Origin of the sequence: Maribacter hydrothermalis (assembly GCF_001913155.1) — a bacterium.
Taxonomy (GTDB): domain Bacteria; phylum Bacteroidota; class Bacteroidia; order Flavobacteriales; family Flavobacteriaceae; genus Maribacter; species Maribacter hydrothermalis.
Genome location: NZ_CP018760.1, coordinates 3,552,621 through 3,569,092, shown reverse-complemented (window position 1 = coordinate 3,569,092; position 16,472 = coordinate 3,552,621). Strand labels below are relative to the sequence as shown.

15 protein-coding genes and 1 tRNA gene are annotated in these 16,472 nt (G+C 32.4%); 12 read left to right on the top strand and 4 right to left on the bottom strand.

The window, feature by feature from the left end:
* Positions 1 to 4 precede the first annotated feature (4 nt).
* The 7 genes from BTR34_RS15290 to BTR34_RS15265 all read left to right on the top strand — a co-directional run bounded on the left by BTR34_RS15290 (position 5) and on the right by BTR34_RS15265 (position 8,005).
* Complete coding sequence (locus tag BTR34_RS15290; RefSeq protein ID WP_068483306.1) at positions 5 to 2,065, top strand: DEAD/DEAH box helicase; 2,061 nt, start codon at positions 5 to 7, stop codon at positions 2,063 to 2,065.
* Positions 2,058 to 3,266: a GIY-YIG nuclease family protein gene (locus tag BTR34_RS15285; protein WP_068483309.1), complete on the top strand. Its 1,209-nt coding sequence runs from the start codon at positions 2,058 to 2,060 to the stop codon at positions 3,264 to 3,266. The genes BTR34_RS15290 and BTR34_RS15285 overlap by 8 nt, the downstream gene beginning before the upstream one ends.
* Before the next feature lie 3 nt (positions 3,267 to 3,269).
* Positions 3,270 to 4,091 carry a phospholipase D-like domain-containing protein gene (locus tag BTR34_RS15280; RefSeq protein ID WP_068483312.1) on the top strand — a complete coding sequence of 274 codons (822 nt, stop codon included), beginning with the start codon at positions 3,270 to 3,272 and terminating at the stop codon, positions 4,089 to 4,091.
* Between the two features lie 66 nt (positions 4,092 to 4,157).
* Positions 4,158 to 4,328: a hypothetical protein gene (locus tag BTR34_RS18830; RefSeq protein ID WP_157483787.1), complete on the top strand. Its 171-nt coding sequence runs from the start codon at positions 4,158 to 4,160 to the stop codon at positions 4,326 to 4,328.
* 161 nt (positions 4,329 to 4,489) lie between these two features.
* The gene (locus tag BTR34_RS15275; RefSeq protein WP_068483315.1) at positions 4,490 to 6,025 is read left to right on the top strand and encodes a reverse transcriptase/maturase family protein; all 1,536 of its coding nucleotides are present in this window, start codon (positions 4,490 to 4,492) and stop codon (positions 6,023 to 6,025) included.
* Positions 6,026 to 6,917: 892 nt separating this feature from the next.
* Positions 6,918 to 7,349, top strand: coding sequence for a BfmA/BtgA family mobilization protein (locus BTR34_RS15270; RefSeq protein ID WP_068483318.1), 432 nt, complete (start codon positions 6,918 to 6,920; stop codon positions 7,347 to 7,349).
* Between the two features lie 38 nt (positions 7,350 to 7,387).
* A complete protein-coding gene (locus BTR34_RS15265) occupies positions 7,388 to 8,005 on the top strand; it encodes a hypothetical protein (protein WP_157483789.1) in 618 nt (205 codons plus the stop codon).
* A gap of 167 nt (positions 8,006 to 8,172) precedes the next feature.
* Here the strand turns inward: BTR34_RS15265 and BTR34_RS15260 are convergent, their stop codons facing one another.
* Both BTR34_RS15260 and BTR34_RS15255 read right to left on the bottom strand, forming a co-directional pair.
* Positions 8,173 to 9,384 carry a site-specific integrase gene (locus tag BTR34_RS15260; protein ID WP_068483323.1) on the bottom strand — a complete coding sequence of 404 codons (1,212 nt, stop codon included), beginning with the start codon at positions 9,382 to 9,384 and terminating at the stop codon, positions 8,173 to 8,175.
* 239 nt (positions 9,385 to 9,623) lie between these two features.
* Positions 9,624 to 9,708, bottom strand: a tRNA-Ser gene (locus tag BTR34_RS15255).
* A 158-nt stretch (positions 9,709 to 9,866) separates the two neighbouring features.
* Between BTR34_RS15255 and BTR34_RS15250 the strand changes: the two genes are divergently transcribed.
* The 5 genes from BTR34_RS15250 to BTR34_RS15230 all read left to right on the top strand — a co-directional run bounded on the left by BTR34_RS15250 (position 9,867) and on the right by BTR34_RS15230 (position 15,175).
* The gene (locus tag BTR34_RS15250) at positions 9,867 to 10,874 is read left to right on the top strand and encodes a glycosyltransferase family 2 protein (protein ID WP_068483326.1); all 1,008 of its coding nucleotides are present in this window, start codon (positions 9,867 to 9,869) and stop codon (positions 10,872 to 10,874) included.
* A gap of 106 nt (positions 10,875 to 10,980) precedes the next feature.
* Positions 10,981 to 12,894 (top strand): BatA domain-containing protein, encoded by a 1,914-nt coding sequence (locus BTR34_RS15245; protein ID WP_068483329.1) that lies wholly within the window; start codon positions 10,981 to 10,983, stop codon positions 12,892 to 12,894.
* Positions 12,895 to 12,920: 26 nt separating this feature from the next.
* Entirely contained in the window at positions 12,921 to 14,180 is a 1,260-nt protein-coding gene (locus BTR34_RS15240; RefSeq protein WP_068483332.1) for a dihydroorotase, read from the top strand.
* A 1-nt stretch (position 14,181) separates the two neighbouring features.
* On the top strand, positions 14,182 to 14,511 hold the full coding sequence (locus tag BTR34_RS15235; protein ID WP_068483336.1) for a hypothetical protein: 330 nt from the start codon (positions 14,182 to 14,184) through the stop codon (positions 14,509 to 14,511).
* 4 nt (positions 14,512 to 14,515) lie between these two features.
* Complete coding sequence (locus BTR34_RS15230) at positions 14,516 to 15,175, top strand: alpha/beta hydrolase (protein WP_068483339.1); 660 nt, start codon at positions 14,516 to 14,518, stop codon at positions 15,173 to 15,175.
* Here BTR34_RS15230 and BTR34_RS15225 read toward each other — a convergent pair.
* Together BTR34_RS15225 and BTR34_RS15220 are read right to left on the bottom strand one after the other, a co-directional pair.
* Complete coding sequence (locus tag BTR34_RS15225; protein WP_068483342.1) at positions 15,172 to 15,666, bottom strand: hydrolase; 495 nt, start codon at positions 15,664 to 15,666, stop codon at positions 15,172 to 15,174. The genes BTR34_RS15230 and BTR34_RS15225 overlap by 4 nt on opposite strands.
* A 2-nt stretch (positions 15,667 to 15,668) precedes the next feature.
* The gene (locus BTR34_RS15220; protein ID WP_068483345.1) at positions 15,669 to 16,445 is read right to left on the bottom strand and encodes an MBL fold metallo-hydrolase; all 777 of its coding nucleotides are present in this window, start codon (positions 16,443 to 16,445) and stop codon (positions 15,669 to 15,671) included.
* Positions 16,446 to 16,472: the final 27 nt, after the last annotated feature.

The window sequence follows — 16,472 nt, the reverse complement described above, 5'->3', positions numbered from 1 at the left end:
GACAATGAATAAAGAAAAAAACATACCTACTATAACAGTAAATTATAATAATAACGGCAGCTCTATTACGTCTAATGAGTTAGGTATGCGTGCAATGCAAGAGCTTGCTTATGAGAAACGAGGTGAACAATATTTATTAATTAAATCACCACCTGCATCTGGTAAAAGTCGTGCCTTAATGTTTATCGCTTTAGATAAACTAAACAATCAAGATATTAAGCAAGTTATAATTGCTGTTCCGGAAAAATCAATAGGTTCTAGTTTTAATAATGAATCATTGTCTAATTATGGATTTTACTATGATTGGGAAGTGACACCAAAATGGAATTTATGTAATTCACCAGGTGAAGATGGTGGTAAGGTAAAATCAGTAAAAGCCTTTTTAGAAAGTACAGATAAAGTTTTAGTTTGCACTCACGCTACATTACGTTTTGCAGTAGAGCGCTTTGGTATAGATGTTTTTGATAATAGACTTATTGCTATAGATGAATTTCATCACGTAAGTGCAAGTGAAGATAATGTACTTGGTTCTCAGCTTAAAGATTTTATTGAAAGGGATAAAGTACATATTGTAGCAATGACAGGCTCTTATTTTAGAGGAGACGCAAATCCTGTTTTAATGCCAGATGATGAGTTAAAGTTTGTGCCCGTAACTTATACTTATTATGAGCAATTAAGTGGTTACGAGTATTTAAAAACGTTGAATATTGGATATTACTTTTATAGTGGAGCATATACAGATGACATTACTAAAGTTTTAAATCCAGAGGAAAAAACAATCATACATATTCCTAATGTCAATTCAAGAGAAAGTATTGGTGGTACCCGATTTAAACAACAAGAAGTAGATAATATATTAAATGAATTAGGTGAATGGCAAGGGATTGAAGAATCTACTGGTTTTAATCTTATAAAGACAAATTCAGGCAAAATAATTAAAGTGGCAAACCTAGTAGATGATGATCCATCAAAACGTCCTATAGTTCAGGCTGCTCTTAGAATGTCCGAAATCAAAAGTAATCGTGATCATGTAGATATTATTATTGCTTTAGGGATGGCTAAAGAAGGTTTTGATTGGATATGGTGCGAGCACGCATTAACAATTGGGTATCGTTCTAGTTTAACAGAGATTGTACAAATTATTGGACGTGCCACACGTGATGCGCCTAATAAAACTCATGCAAGATTTACAAACTTAATAGCAGAAGTGGATGCTACTGAAGACTCTGTAACAGATGCAGTAAATGATACTTTAAAGGCAATATCTGCAAGTTTGTTAATGGAACAAGTTTTAATTCCTAAAATGAACTTTACACCTAAAAACCCTCAAAATAATCCAGAAGATGGATATGATTATGGTGAAGGTGGTTACGACCCGAATAAAGAAAATGTAGGATGGAATGAAGAGAAGGGAGAATATCAAGTAGAAATTAAAGGCTTAGCTATGCCAGAGGGAGAAGATGCTAAGCGAATTTGCAAAGAAGATTTGAGCGAGGTCATTGCTGCTTTTGCGCAAGATAAAGAAGCAATTGGTCGTGGTTTATTTGATGAAGAATTAGTTCCTCAAGAATTAACTCAAGTAAGATTAGGTAAAATTATTAAGGAAAAATATCCAGAGATTGATGATGAAGATATTGAAGCAATACGACAACATGCTGTAGCTGCTTTAAATATTACTCAAATGGCTAAACAAGCCATTAATACTGGTAATGAAGACAATATCAAAACGAATACTTCTTTAATCGATGGTATACGTAAATTCGCTTTAGATGTTAGGCATTTAGATGTAGATTGGATAGATAGTATTAATCCTTTTAGCGAAGCATACTCAATCCTTTCAAAGTCAATGAATGAAAAAAGTTTAAAGGCAATGGCAGAAGTAATATCAGCTAAAAAGCCAAATATGTCAATAGAAGATGCAAGGATCTTAGCTAGGCGAGCTTTAAAATTTAAAAATGAAAGAGGTAGATTACCGGATATAAAATCTGCTGACCCATATGAGCAAAAAATGGCACAAGCAATCGCTTATTTAGCAAGAAAAAAATCAGAAGAACAAAATGGCTAAGAAAGACAAATTCACGGTTGAGGATGATGAGTTGTTAGCGGCTTTAGGAGTAGAGGTAGAAGTTAAAAAGAAAGCCATATTTACAGCCTTAGAGGAACGCGTTATTGCAGGTTTTGAGGAGATTCAAAAATTTATTGAAGAGCACAAACGACTACCTCTTCACGGTGAAGAAAATGATATTTTTGAAAGATTATACGCAGTTAGACTAGAAAAAATTAAAGAGAAACAAGAGTTTATTGATTTGTTAAAAGACATTGATTATCAAAATGTTTTATCTGGTAATTTTAAAAAAACTATTGAAATATCAGATGATTTAGATGATGATGAGCTATTAAATCTTTTAGGAGTTGAGGCAGAAAAAGACTCAATAACAAATCTTAAACACGTTAAGACTCGTGCAGAAAAAAGAGCAGTTGAAGAGTTTGCTAATAGAACTTTATGTGAAGACTTTGAAAAATTTAAACCTTTTTTTGAACAAATAAAAAGAGAGATTGATACGGGTTTAAGAGAAACAATAAGGTTTCGAAAAGATGCAGGATTTACCAAAACAAGCTTAAGGCAAGCACAGTTTCTTATTGTAGGTGGACAGATAGCACATATAGCCGAAATTGGGGAAACCTTTAAAGCTCCAAACGGAGAGGATGATGCACGTTTACGTGTTATATACTCTAATGGTACAGAAAGTAATATTTTACTTCGATCATTGATTAGAGCAATGTATAAAGATGAGACTAGTAGATTTATAACAGATACATCTTTAGGTCCATTGTTTTCAGATGAAACTAGTGAAGATGACCAAGAAAGTGGAACAATTTACGTTTTGCGTAGCTTCTCTAATAACCCTATAGTTAAAGAAAATAAAGACGTCGTCCATAAAATAGGAGTTACCGGTGGCAAAGTTAAAAAACGTATTTCTAATGCAAAAAACGACCCTACTTTTCTCATGGCAGAGGTAGAAGTTGTGGCAACTTATAAATTAGCGAACATAAACCGAGTGAAATTAGAAAACATCATTCATAAGTTTTTCTATTCAGCTAAATTAGATATTGAAATTAAAGACCGTTTTGGAAAGCCTGTTAAACCGAATGAATGGTTCTTAGTACCTATTTTTATTATTGATGAAATGGTTAGTAAAATAAAAGATGGTAGCGTTAGTGATTATTATTATGATGCTGAATCTGTTAAATTGAAGAAATATTAAAATATGGCAGAACTGATTACCGATAGAGATTTAAGACATGCAATTGAATCTGAAATAAGAAACGCTAATAAATTTGTGTTTATAGTTTCTCCATATATAGATTTAGATGAGGACATGATGAAGGCATTTAATTCCTTAAAGTCCGAAGTAGTTAAAATAATTGTGTACAGACAATCAGATAAATCGAATTTTAAATCAGGTATTTCAAACGGCTCCAGGGAGTTTTTAAAATCCCTTCCTAATGTAGAATTCGTTGCAGTTAAAAATTTACATGCAAAATTTTATATCAACGAAGAAGTTGGGGTAATCTCAACCATGAATTTAACCAAATCATCTAACCATAATTATGAGATAGGTGTAGATATAAATAGAGAAGAAGATGACGAAATGTATTTTGAGTGCTTAGAATATCTTTTAAAAGGTATTTTCTTAGGCCAAGACAGCAATATTGATATTGAAAGAATAAAAAATATAATTCCCAAACGACCATTCATTCTTGAAGCTAATGCCAAGACTGTTTTTATTAATGGAGAGGTGCTAGATATAAATACTTTTAAATCTTTTCATGATTTCTGTAATACAAAGCATGGTTACTGTATTAGGTGCTCAAACACAGAAATTTCATTTTACCCAAATCAGCCTTTTTGTTCGAAGTGCTTTTTGGAATGGAATAAATTTAAAAACCCTGATTACGAAGAGAAGTATTGCCATAGATGTGGTATGGAAACAAATACTGAAATAAATGAGCCATTGTGTGATAATTGTGTAGAAGTGTATGAGTTTGAGATGGAGCGGGAGTGGAAGAAAACAAAAGTAAAGAAGTAGAGAAGTAGAGAAGTAGAGAAGTAGAGAAGTAGAGAAGTAGAGAAGTAATTATTAAAAAATTATAAAATGGGCCAGAAGGTCGGAATGTTACGTTTTACTCCGTTAAACTTTCTAAGATATAAGTTAGATTGGAAGGATAATACCATTTTCCAAATATCTGCCTGTAATAGCAGAAATGGAGATGGTTGCCAACGGTGTCAATACCTTTGGTGTCCTGAAGTTGTGTTTACTGTTTAATTGTCCAAGCATTTTAATGATGTTTAAGATGGTTTCTACAAAGATAACAATTTCTATACCTGAAAAGAGTAGCGTCGCAATAGCTCAATTTGAGTGAAAGCTTCGAAAGGCATGTACATTTCAAACCTGCTACTAATAGTATCTGGCCCTATTTTTAAATTATGGAAACTGAAGATTGGTATAAATTAAAACGATATCCACATATAGGAGAACCTTTATCCAATAAGGATTACAAATGGATAAAAGAATATGTGGAAGATGAAAAATGTATTAAAGAACACAGTTTTTTACCCTTAATTCACAAGTGTATAATAAGTCGGAAATATCGGGCGGATACAGTTAACCTAGATAGAAACAAAAAAGGTGAACGTATGCGGATAATAAAAAAACCAAAAGTTAGACATATATATTATGCATCTCATCTGGATTCCATAGTGTTTTCATACTACAACCACTTACTAAGCGATAAATATGAGGCACTTCTGAAAGTTAAAAACTTCAATCATTCCATAGTTGCGTATAGAAAAATACCAATAGAAACCGGTTCTGATAAAAATAAATGTAATATAGATTTTGCAAAAAGTACTTTTGAGTTTATTAAAAAAAATGAAAACGTAAAACTCTCCGCTATTGTCGCAGATGTTACTGCGTTTTTTGACAATTTAGACCATAAAATATTGAAAAAGCAATGGTGCAAAGTTCTTGATAAAAAAACATTACCTGAACATCACTTTAACGTTTTTAAGGCCTTAACTAAATTACATTATGTAGAAGGAGATCAATTATTCAACAGCTATAAAGGAACAATGCTGGTGGAAAAAGGTGTGCCTAACTCTTCTAAAGTAAAAGAAATTAAAAGAATTGGTATAAAATCCAATCATTATTTCAAGGAGAAAAATGCAATTGCTTACTGCACTAAAAAAGAATTTTTACAAAATAATTTGAATTTGGTTATTTCTGCTCGAAATAAAAAAGGTATTCCACAAGGTAGTCCAATTAGCGCAACTTTAGCTAATGTTTATATGTTAGATTTTGACCAAGAAGTTTATAATAAGGTTGAAGCCATAGGTGGTTATTATCAAAGGTATAGTGATGATTTAATAATAGTATGTGAGCAAAAACATGAAGATGAAATATTGAAATTTATAAGAGATAAAGTCAAGAATTTGGCAAAACTAGAAATACATCCTTCAAAAACTGCTTTATACAGATTTGAGAAAATAGATGGTGTATTTAAGGGGTTCGAAATTGATGAAGATTTCAAAGACCATAATTATAATAAATGTTTAGAGTATTTAGGTTTTTCATTCGATGGTCAAAGAGTTCTCATTAAAAATTCTGGTTTCTCTAAATTTTATAGATCAATGAAAAGATCATTTAAAAAATCTACCTCATTGGCAATTCATAGCAAGAATCCTGATAAAAGCTTGTTTAAATCAAGGTTGTATAAACGTTTTACACATAGAGGTGCGAACCGAAAATTAATATACCACCCGTCTAAAACCGACCCAACTAACTATGAGCGTACGAAAAAATATTATTGGGGTAATTACCTAAGTTATATTTATAAAGCGAATGAAAGTATGAAGTCCTTAAATGATGGTAAGGATGTTATCAAAAAGCAGAGTAAAAAATTTTGGAAACAATTTAATAATTTGATGAAGTTTCATGAAAGCTTGTTGCCTAAATCTAAATAGAAATAGAATTTTTGTTATGGATTAATATGTTGATAGCATTAACCTACTCTCCTGAAATCTTAATCAAAAACCAGAGCAGTCGATAATCACAACCCGCTCCACCCCTTTCCTCTACATTTTGCGAAAAGCTACATTCCGAGAAAAGAGGTTCACTAAACAATCTTGAACCCTGTCGCAGAAAAAGCGACAGCGTTCGCCTAGTAAAACGATTACTACAACCTTTTTCTACACAAAGAAAAAAATTCTGACCGAGACGAACTGCATAATCGTTCGCTCACCCATTCGACTGCGCTCAGGGCAGGCTTCACTTTTATAAGTTCTTACTCTCTCACAATTTTAGCATCAGTTACCGAAAAGGTAACGGCGATGGCGCTATGGGAAGTAAGTGAATGATATTGAATTGAGCTCTAATCTGAATCATTTTACCACAAATAAATTGGGTGACTAAAAGAATACATAGAATTTAATACCAAAAGAAAAGGAAAACGCTCAAGATATAATAAGTAGGTGATTTTAATAGAAAAATCATACCAAATCACATCAAATAAAACCATCTATAATGAATATTAAAATTATTTTATTTAATTGATTAACAGTTATTTATAAATAATTAACTTCACTTTATTACTAAAAAAAAAGGCTTAAAAAGAATCTCGAATAGCATTTCAACTATGGTTGAAAAGTAGTGAAATTCTGAAATGAAATGAAGGAATCGGAATAGCAAGAGGGTAACACGCTACGCGATGTTTCGGTTATACGATTTCACCTATTAACTTAATGTTTATAGGACCTAGGAGAGATTTCTGAGTTTATGGTTTTTTATATAAAACGCTGTTTTTTACTAAAAACACTCAAAGACCACCATTAACAGGTAATTATTTTACTAAAAACTATGGATAAGAGATTTAAAAAAGAAAAATTTGAAACACTAAAGATTAAAAAATCGGTAGCTCTTGAATTTAGAAAATTTAGTAAAATGTTGTCGAAATCACAATCAATGACATTACTTCTAATGATGGATTTTTTCAATGAAAATAAAATTTCACCGGCTGAGTCAATTGGTCCAAGTATGGAAACTCTTGAAAAGCGCATTTCATTACTTATTAAAAAACGAATGAATGGAATGATTGCCATAATGAAAGACATTGAAAAGACCCAAACCAAACCTACTGTTGCAATGCTGCAATCTCTTTTTGAGCAAGTTGAACCATCCAAGAAAAAACTAATATTAGAAAAAAAATATACGGATAGAGATAAGGAAAAAGGCCTTCCCATAAGCAAGGCAGGTTTTCAAGAAAGCAAATACCCAAGCACTGATGACTAATGGGGAAGGTAAACTACATCGCACATTTTAACACCGTCTTGGAAACGTTTTATAATGATGAACGTATTAAGCAAGGGCATATCACTTTATACCTAGCATTTTTTCATTTATGGAATCGTAAATTTTTCGCAGAAACCCTGACAATCAATCGGGAAATAATAATGGAACGAGCGAAAATCAAATCTAAAACAACCTATCATAATCATTTACATGACCTTCATAATTGGGAATATCTTACGTATTACCCATCATATCATCCCTTGATAGGTTCTAAAATTAAAATAACTTTAGTGTGTCCCAAAAATGGGACAACTACTGGTACACAGGAAGTCCAAAATTTGGACAAGTGCGTTCCAGAACCCAGCCAAAATTTGGTACCTTATAATAAACTAAAAACAAAAGAAAACTTAAATAAAAAGGCCTTAGCTATTTTTAATGAAGATGAAGTTTTTTTATTTTTTAAAAAAAATGATTGGCCAGAAATGGAAGCAAGAAAATTCTACACCTACATTAAACTAAAGAAATGGAAAACAGAAAACTGGCAAATAATAGCTAAGATTTTTGCTAAGAATAATTTTAACCTAGAAGAACCAAAAAGGACTAGTCCAATTTCTGGCTATGTCAATCATCTAAAGCAAATGAGAGATAAAAAATAATGAGAAGCTTTTAGTCTGAATGGGTTGGCGCAGATTATACGCAGTATGATTATCATTTTAAAGAAAAATTTGTGATAAAAAATTAAAATTAGCGAGCGTAAGTTTTACCCACATCGTAAAAACGAAGGTAATTTTTCAACATTTCTACCCTCGTTACGATAAAAAAATCACTTAAACTTATTCCTTAAAACTTCCATATCCTTACTCACTTTCATATCTAAAATCTTAGCATAATGTTGCGTGGTTTTAAGATTGGTATGACCTAGCATTTTACTGACTGATTCTATCGGTACACCATTTGTAAGGGTAACCGTGGTCGCAAAAGTATGTCGTGCTAAATGAAAAGTTAGATTTTTAGTGATTCCGGCCAATGTTGCAATCTCTTTTATATATGCATTCATTTTCTGATTGCTCAATACAGGAAGTACTAACTTTTTTTCTTTCAGTAGCTCATTGTCTTTATACTTTTCGATAATTACTTTAGCAATAGGCAGAATGGGAATATTACTTCTGGTATCTGTTTTAGAGCGTTTTGTTTTAACCCATTCCTCACCATCAGAACCTATAACAATATCAACTTTATTTAGTTTTTTAACATCTGCATAGGCCAGACCTGTAAAACAACAAAAGATAAAAATATCACGAACCTGGTCAAGACGTTCAATCTTAAAATCCAATTCGATGATTCGCTGAATTTCTTCTTCTGTTAAGAATTCACGCTCCACAATTTTAAGTTTGGCTTTCCAATGTAAGAAAGGATCTTTGTCTATCCAATCATTAGCATGCGCAATTCGGATAATCTTTTTAAAGTTGGTGATATACTTAATAGCAGAGTTATGAGCGCACTTGCGAGTAGTTTTAAGGTAGTATTCAAGACCAGTAATGAACTTATGGTCTACTTGCTGTACAGGAATATCATTTTTCTTGTATTTCTGCTTTATAAACCCTGCAACGTGTTTTTTGCAAGTTCGATACCGTTCTGCCGTGCCTGAGGCAAAATCTTTTCCAATAAGACTTTCTACTTTATCGTTGTGCTCTTGGAAAATTTCTAAGAGCATTTTAAGAGCTTTTCCTTTTCCCAAATAGGCATCACGAAGGTCAACTGCATCGAATCTCTTATCATTAACTAAATACTCTTGCTGTATTTTATATATTTTATTTTTTATTAAATCGATTTGTCGATTAATTTCATTTGCATCTGCTGAGTTACCTAGAGCTCGCTGAGATTTAGGATTCCAACGATCAGACTTAACTTTTCTATATATGCTACATTCAGCTCTTTTTCCTTCAGCAGTAATTCTTAGGTAAATATTCGATTTACCAGTTGAATCTGCTTTGCTTTTCTTGATATAAAATAGTATTGATAATGAAAGTGACACCTAATTTATTTTTGATTCACTTAAATGTAAGAAATAAAAAACAAACCTAAACACACATAAGTATCATAATATCAATTGTTTATGATTCATTCGGTGTCAGTTGAGAAGAGAATAAAAGTGACACCGAATGCTGCCCTTTTTGTTTGTAAGTAAATGGTATTAAATGAAATCAATAAAAATGAAAAACCCTCTAAATCAATGATTTAGAGGGTTTTTGTTGCCGTTTATAGGACTTTCCGCGGAGAAAGAGGGATTCGAACCCCCGGAGGTGTGACCCTCAACAGTTTTCAAGACTGCCGCATTCGACCACTCTGCCATTTCTCCTGAGTGCCTCATCAGGTATTCCCTGAATGCGGGTGCAAATATATAAAGGTTTTCTTAGCTATTAAAACCTTTTCTTAATTATTTTTCATCAATGAAAATCATCATAAATTCCGAACAATTAAAAAGGTTGAATTTCAGTTATTTATTACCTTCCCAATATGACAAAACCCTTAGTAAGTATTTTAATTCCTTTTAAAAATGTAGCAGATTATTTTGAGGAATGTTTAACATCGATTCATTTACAAACCTATGAACATTGGGAAGTTGTTGCCGTAAATGATGGTTCTACTGATAACAGTCTGGCAATTGCACTTAAATTTGCCGCAGCAGATAATCGCTTTAAAATCCTAACCAACAACGAGTTGGGTATCATTACAGCGCTACGTAAAGCATACCTTAATAGTACGGGTAAGTATATTACCAGAATGGATGCCGATGACTATATGGCGCCAGAACGGATACAAATAATGGTTACTTCATTACACCATAATGGAAAAGGAAGTCTCGCTATTGGTAAGGTAAAATACTTCTCTAAAAACGGGGTAAATGATGGTTATGACAGATATGAGAAATGGTTGAATGGATTAACCTCCAAAGGAACAAACTTTGATGAAATCTATAAAGAATGTGTAATACCTTCGCCTTGCTGGATGGTGCATAGAACCGATTTTGATATTTGTGGCGCATTTAACCCCAACACTTATCCCGAAGACTACGACCTTGCATTTCGTTTCTATGAAGCAAAATTAAAATGTATACCCTGTACCACTACCCTACACTACTGGCGAGATTATGATAACAGAACATCACGGACTAGTGAGCATTATGCACAAAACTATTTTTTGGAAATAAAACTTCGCTACTTCTTAAAATTAGAATACAAATTACCCCATAACCTAGTGGTTTGGGGCGCTGGCAAAAAGGGAAAAACGATAGCCAAGTCCTTAGTACAAAAAAACATTCCTTTTTATTGGGTTTGTGATAATCCCAAGAAAATTGGAAAAGATATTTATGGGACAATACTATCGCATTATTCAGAACTTAAAAAAATTGAAAACCCAATAAGTATCATTACCGTAGCCAATGAAGAAGAACAAATAAGCATTAGAGCTTTCTTTACAAATTTAGAACTAAAGGACTCTAAAGCGTATTTCTTTTTCTGCTAAATCTCATAAGAGCTTGATTAAAGAAATTTCAATTTTCAAAATAATAGTTACTTACTTAGAACCTTATACATACTAAATAATTATCTTTGCTTAATCAATTACAGGAATGCAATTCAAATATCCAGAACTTCTTTGGGGTCTTTTACTTCTTATCATTCCTATATTAATTCATCTTTTTCAATTACGTCGTTTTAAGAAAACACCTTTTACCAATGTAAAGTTCTTAAAACAGGTAGTTTCTGAATCAAGAAAAAGTAGCACCTTAAAAAAATGGCTATTACTTTTTACCAGACTAGGCCTACTAACCGCCTTAGTACTAGCCTTTGCTCAACCTTTTTTAGCAAATGAAACTGCATTACAAGAAAAAGAAACGGTTTTCTATCTAGACGATTCTTATAGTATGGATGCAAGAATTGATAACGGCAACCTTTTTAAAAATGCCATCCAAGAATTCATTAAATACATTCCTGAAAATGAAAAATTTACTTTATTTACTAATAAACAGGAGTTTAAAGGGGTAAACATAAAAGACATACAAAATGACTTATTAAACCTTGAGACGTCCTCACAACAATTAGATTTTTCTGAACTAATTTTAAAGGGCAATACTTACTTTTCCGATAATAATTTTGCACAGAAAAATCTTGTTATTATAAGTGATTTTCAACAACGAATGGGTATTCCAGCTGTAATAGACTCAACCAATACCATCAACATAAGTTATATTAAACCATTAACAAGTACTATAATAAATACAGCCATTGATTCGGTTTTTGTAAGTAACAGTACTACAGAAACAATTGAAATTGTTGCTCAATTAGCTACCAATTCCAATGAAGAAACTATACCTGTATCACTATATAACGAAGAAACGTTGATTGCTAAAACCGCCGCTAAATTCGATAAAAATAAAAAGGCCGAAGTCCGGTTTACGATAAATGCTAAAGATATTATTTTAGGAAAAATCGCCATTACCGATAACGGATTAAATTATGACAACGAATTTTATTTCAACATCGACAAAAAACCTAAAATTAACGTCCTAGTAATCAGCACTATTCCATCAAATTTTTTAAATCGAATTTACGCTAATGATGAATTCAATATTACTACAAGCACGCTATCTCAATTAAACTATAGTACTATTGAAAATCAAGATTTGATTATTATTAATGAGATTCCTAAATTATCTAGCTCGCTTATAGCTTCAATAAAATTATTAAATACCAATGGTGGAAGTTTTGTTTTAATACCTGCAATTGATGGTGATATCTCAACTTACAACGAATTAGCATCGGCATACAACACTACCTATTCAACTAGTATAAATCAAGAAATTCCAATATCAACCGTTAAAATAGAACATCCATTATTTTTTAATGTATTTGAAAAACAGGTTTCCGATTTTCAATTCCCAAAAGTTAAACAGCTTTATAAGTTAACAACTAACGCTTCTGTTGCATTAGAATTTCAAAACAAAGCCCCTTTTTTATCGGGAAGCAATAATGCCTATTTCTTTTCTGCAGCATTAAATGATGAAAATTCTAATTTTAGAAACTCGCCTTTAATTGTACCCACCTTTTACAACATGGGTATAAATAGTTTAAAACTGTTACCATTATATGGTACGCTAGGTGATGAAATTTCCATTGATTTGCCTATTACCCTTCAGCAAGACGATATTATTAAAATAGCGAACAAGGAAAATGAGTTTATACCGCAACAGCAGGTTTTACCAAAAAAAGTACAAATCAGTTTTATAGAGAATCCAAAAGAAGCGGGAATTTATACTATTATACATAATAATAACATTATAAGACATATTAGTTTTAATGATAATAGAAAGGAAAGCGAATTACTTTACACTCAACTACCATTAGCTAACAGTGAAACATCATTGTCTAATTACTTTATTGAAAACCAAAAAAACAATGCCATAAACGAGTTTTGGAAATGGTTTGCTATTTTAGCACTAGCATTTGTTTTCATTGAAACAGTACTACAAAAATTCTTAAAATAAACTAGTAACGAACCGCCCACAAACCTATGAACATACTCTTAAAATCAGTAACGATAGTACATAGCAAAATTAAGAGTCTGCACCTTAAAAAAAGAGATATCCTAATTAAAAATGGGGTAATTGCGGCCATTGAAACTTCCATAGAACCTAAAGGGAAAACTAATATAATCAATGAAAAAAACTTGCATGTTTCATTGGGTTGGTTTGATAGCGGTGTAAGTTTTGGGGAGCCTGGTTATGAGGAGCGTGAGACTATTGAAAATGGATTGTTAACTGCTGCAAAAAGTGGTTTTACAGATATTATTTTAAATACCAGTAGCCACCCTACGCCAGATTCATCATCTGATATTGTTTATTTAAAAAATGCTGCAAAAGATTTTTTAACAAAACTGCATCCTTTAGGTAATTTAACCGTAAAAGGTGAAAGCCAAGCACTTGCGGAACTTTATGACATGAAAAATGCTGGCGCAATAGGATTTTATGATTATAAACACCCTTTAACCAACGCCAATCTTTTAAAAATTGCATTACAATATGCTCAAAATTTTGACGGCTTAGTATTTTCTTTTCCCATGGATACAAGTATTTCGGGAAAAGGTATCGTAAACGAAGGAATTACAAGTACCAAACTTGGCTTAAAAGGTATACCAACCCTAGCGGAAGAATTACAGATTGCGAGAGATTTATTTATTTTAGAGTATACCGGCGGAAAATTATTTATACCTACCATTTCAACAGCAAATTCAGTAAAGTTAATCGCAGATGCAAAGAAAAAAGGACTACAGGTTTACTGTAGTGTAGCGGTACACAATTTAGTTATTTCCGATGAAGCTCTTGAAGATTTTGACACACAATATAAAGTAATGCCGCCACTGAGAACGGCAGTAGATATAAAGGCACTTCAAAAAGGAGTAAAAAACGGAACTATAGATTTTGTAACATCTGATCACACACCATTGAATGTTGAACTTAAGCATGTGGAGTTTGATAATGCTTGTTTTGGCACAATAGGTCTAGAAAGCACCTTTGGTATGCTGAACGAACTTTTAGGTATTGAAGATACCATTGAACTACTAACAAAAGGAAGATCAGTTTTCGGAATAAAAGAGCCAGAATTGAAAGTTGAACAACCTGCCAACCTTTCTCTTTTTACTACAGATGACGCTTATAAATTTTCAGAAGATCAGATCCTTAGCTCCAGTAAAAACTCCATGGCAATCGGCAAACCAATGAAAGGAAAAGTAGTTGGATCTATTGCAAATAACCAATTGATATTAAATAAGTAACATGGAGAAAGCTCCCGAATTACCTGGAAAAACAACCGCCATTGTAGCCTACCTTACAATTGTAGGAGCACTAATTGCAATTAGTATGAATTCAGAACCAAAACACAAATTTGCCCGTTTTCACACAAGACAGGCTTTCGGACTTCATATTATCTTTCTTGCTTTTGCTATATTAAACGCACAATGGGGTAATGCATATGGCTTTTATGGACTTTATATATTCTATATCGTACTTTGGTTTTATGCCTTTTTAGGCCTATTGGCTAACAAAGAACAAGCGGTTCCCGTTTTGGGTTCGTATTTTCAAAAATGGTTCACTTTTATTCAATAATATAATGACAACAGCTCCCCTATCTTTAGAACACATTATTAGACCATCTAACCTTACCGATAAAAAGCCACCAGTACTTTTTATGCTACATGGTTACGGTAGTAACGAAGAAGACCTATTTTCTTTTGCCCCCGAATTGCCAAAGGAATTATGCATAATTGCCATAAGAGCACCTTACATTCTACAACCTTACGGGTACGCGTGGTATGCCATAAATTTCGACGATGACAAGGGTAAATGGAGTGATGATGTCCAAGCTACTGAATCTCGGGATAAAATCAAAAAATTCATTAATGAAGCCTGTACTACTTATGGTCTAGATGAAACTAATGTAAATCTTTTAGGCTTTAGTCAAGGAACCATTCTTAGTTACGCCGTTGCATTATCATATCCTGACAAAGTAAAAAATGTAATTGCTTTAAGTGGATATATCAATGAAAAAATCCTTTTAGAGTCGTACCAAGAAAACGATTTTAATAGCTTGAGCATCTATGCCTCTCATGGAGACATGGACCAGGTTATACCTGTAGACTGGGCTAGGTTAGTACCGGAATTACTGACTAAGTTGGGTATAACACATACCTATGAGGAATTTCCTGCAGGGCATGGTGTTGCTCCCCAAAATTTCTATTCATTAAAAAAATGGATTACAGATAAAACCTAATTGCTTTCTGTATATAACAAGTGGTCTAGTAAGATAAAATCAACCCCTAAATCATCTTTTAGCTCATACTTTATTAAAAGTTCGCCCCAGTATTTTCCATCAGAAAAATCGGTTAAAATCCATTTGTGGTTTAATATTTTAATTTTATTAATTTTAAAATCATTCTGCATTCCTTCGTAAGGCACTAAAGGATTATCCCCTTTTTTGGTATTAGTTTCTAGCAGCTTGTCAGCTATATACCGTGCAGGATCATCTATATTAAGATGTTCAAAATAAGCCAGTGCGTCATCATTATTCTCTAAAGAGAAATATTGCATATCCATTACCTTTAAATTAGACTCTTGGACAGAATCTTTTAAAAGGTTTATTTCATTTTCTAATTTCGTAACTCTTGCCGAATTCGCTTTAGCCATTTTGCCGCTGCTTACAACAAGATAAAGGCAAATCAATGACATAAATAAAAATAGGTAAAGAAATATTTTACTTCTCATAATTATAGGTTGATAGTTAAATTATCATAGGCCAAATGTACATTTTTCGGTAGTTTTTTTTCTACTTCATCATGAAAACCTAACATATGGCTAATATGTGTTAAATAGGCTTTCTCCGGATTCACTTTTTTAATAAAATCTAAGGCCTCCTCTAAATTAAAATGTGAAATATGAGGATCTATCCGTAAAGCACTAACTACCAAAACTTTAGTGCCTATTATTTTATTAATCTCTTTTTTCTTAACAGTTTTTACATCAGTTAAATACGAAAAATCCCCTACTCGATAACCAAACACCTGAAGCTTGTTATGCAATACATTTATAGGTATCACCTCCTTATCTCCGATTACAAACGAATGATTATTTTTTACTTTGTTTATCTCAACTGAGGGTGCACCAGGGTATTTATCTTTCTTTTTTAAAATATACCCAAAACGTTTTTTCAATGATTTTACTACCCTTTTATGGGCGTATATGGGAATATCTCCTTGCTTAAAGAAAAAAGGTCTTATATCATCAAGTCCAGCAGTATGGTCAGAATGCTCATGAGTATATAGAATACCATTTAAATGTGTAATATTCTGAAGTAACATTTGCTGACGAAAATCGGGGCCACAATCTATGATATAATTATACGATTTCCATGAAAGCAAAACAGAAACTCTAAGCCGTTTATCTTTAGTATTTGTACTTAAACAAACAGGGTGGGTACTCCCTATAATTGGAATACCCTGCGAAGTTCCAGTTCCCAAAAAAGTAACACGTAAATTATCCTTCATGAGTTACAAATTTAATTCCTTTTTAAT

Coding starts and splice junctions, on each gene's coding strand:
- BTR34_RS15290 (WP_068483306.1), top strand. CDS start 5: ATGAATAAAGAAAAAAACATACCTACTATAACAGTAAATTATAATAAT.
- BTR34_RS15285 (WP_068483309.1), top strand. CDS start 2,058: ATGGCTAAGAAAGACAAATTCACGGTTGAGGATGATGAGTTGTTAGCG.
- BTR34_RS15280 (WP_068483312.1), top strand. CDS start 3,270: ATGGCAGAACTGATTACCGATAGAGATTTAAGACATGCAATTGAATCT.
- BTR34_RS18830 (WP_157483787.1), top strand. CDS start 4,158: ATGGGCCAGAAGGTCGGAATGTTACGTTTTACTCCGTTAAACTTTCTA.
- BTR34_RS15275 (WP_068483315.1), top strand. CDS start 4,490: ATGGAAACTGAAGATTGGTATAAATTAAAACGATATCCACATATAGGA.
- BTR34_RS15270 (WP_068483318.1), top strand. CDS start 6,918: ATGGATAAGAGATTTAAAAAAGAAAAATTTGAAACACTAAAGATTAAA.
- BTR34_RS15250 (WP_068483326.1), top strand. CDS start 9,867: ATGACAAAACCCTTAGTAAGTATTTTAATTCCTTTTAAAAATGTAGCA.
- BTR34_RS15245 (WP_068483329.1), top strand. CDS start 10,981: ATGCAATTCAAATATCCAGAACTTCTTTGGGGTCTTTTACTTCTTATC.
- BTR34_RS15240 (WP_068483332.1), top strand. CDS start 12,921: ATGAACATACTCTTAAAATCAGTAACGATAGTACATAGCAAAATTAAG.
- BTR34_RS15235 (WP_068483336.1), top strand. CDS start 14,182: ATGGAGAAAGCTCCCGAATTACCTGGAAAAACAACCGCCATTGTAGCC.
- BTR34_RS15230 (WP_068483339.1), top strand. CDS start 14,516: ATGACAACAGCTCCCCTATCTTTAGAACACATTATTAGACCATCTAAC.
- BTR34_RS15225 (WP_068483342.1), bottom strand. CDS start 15,666: ATGAGAAGTAAAATATTTCTTTACCTATTTTTATTTATGTCATTGATT.
- BTR34_RS15220 (WP_068483345.1), bottom strand. CDS start 16,445: ATGAAGGATAATTTACGTGTTACTTTTTTGGGAACTGGAACTTCGCAG.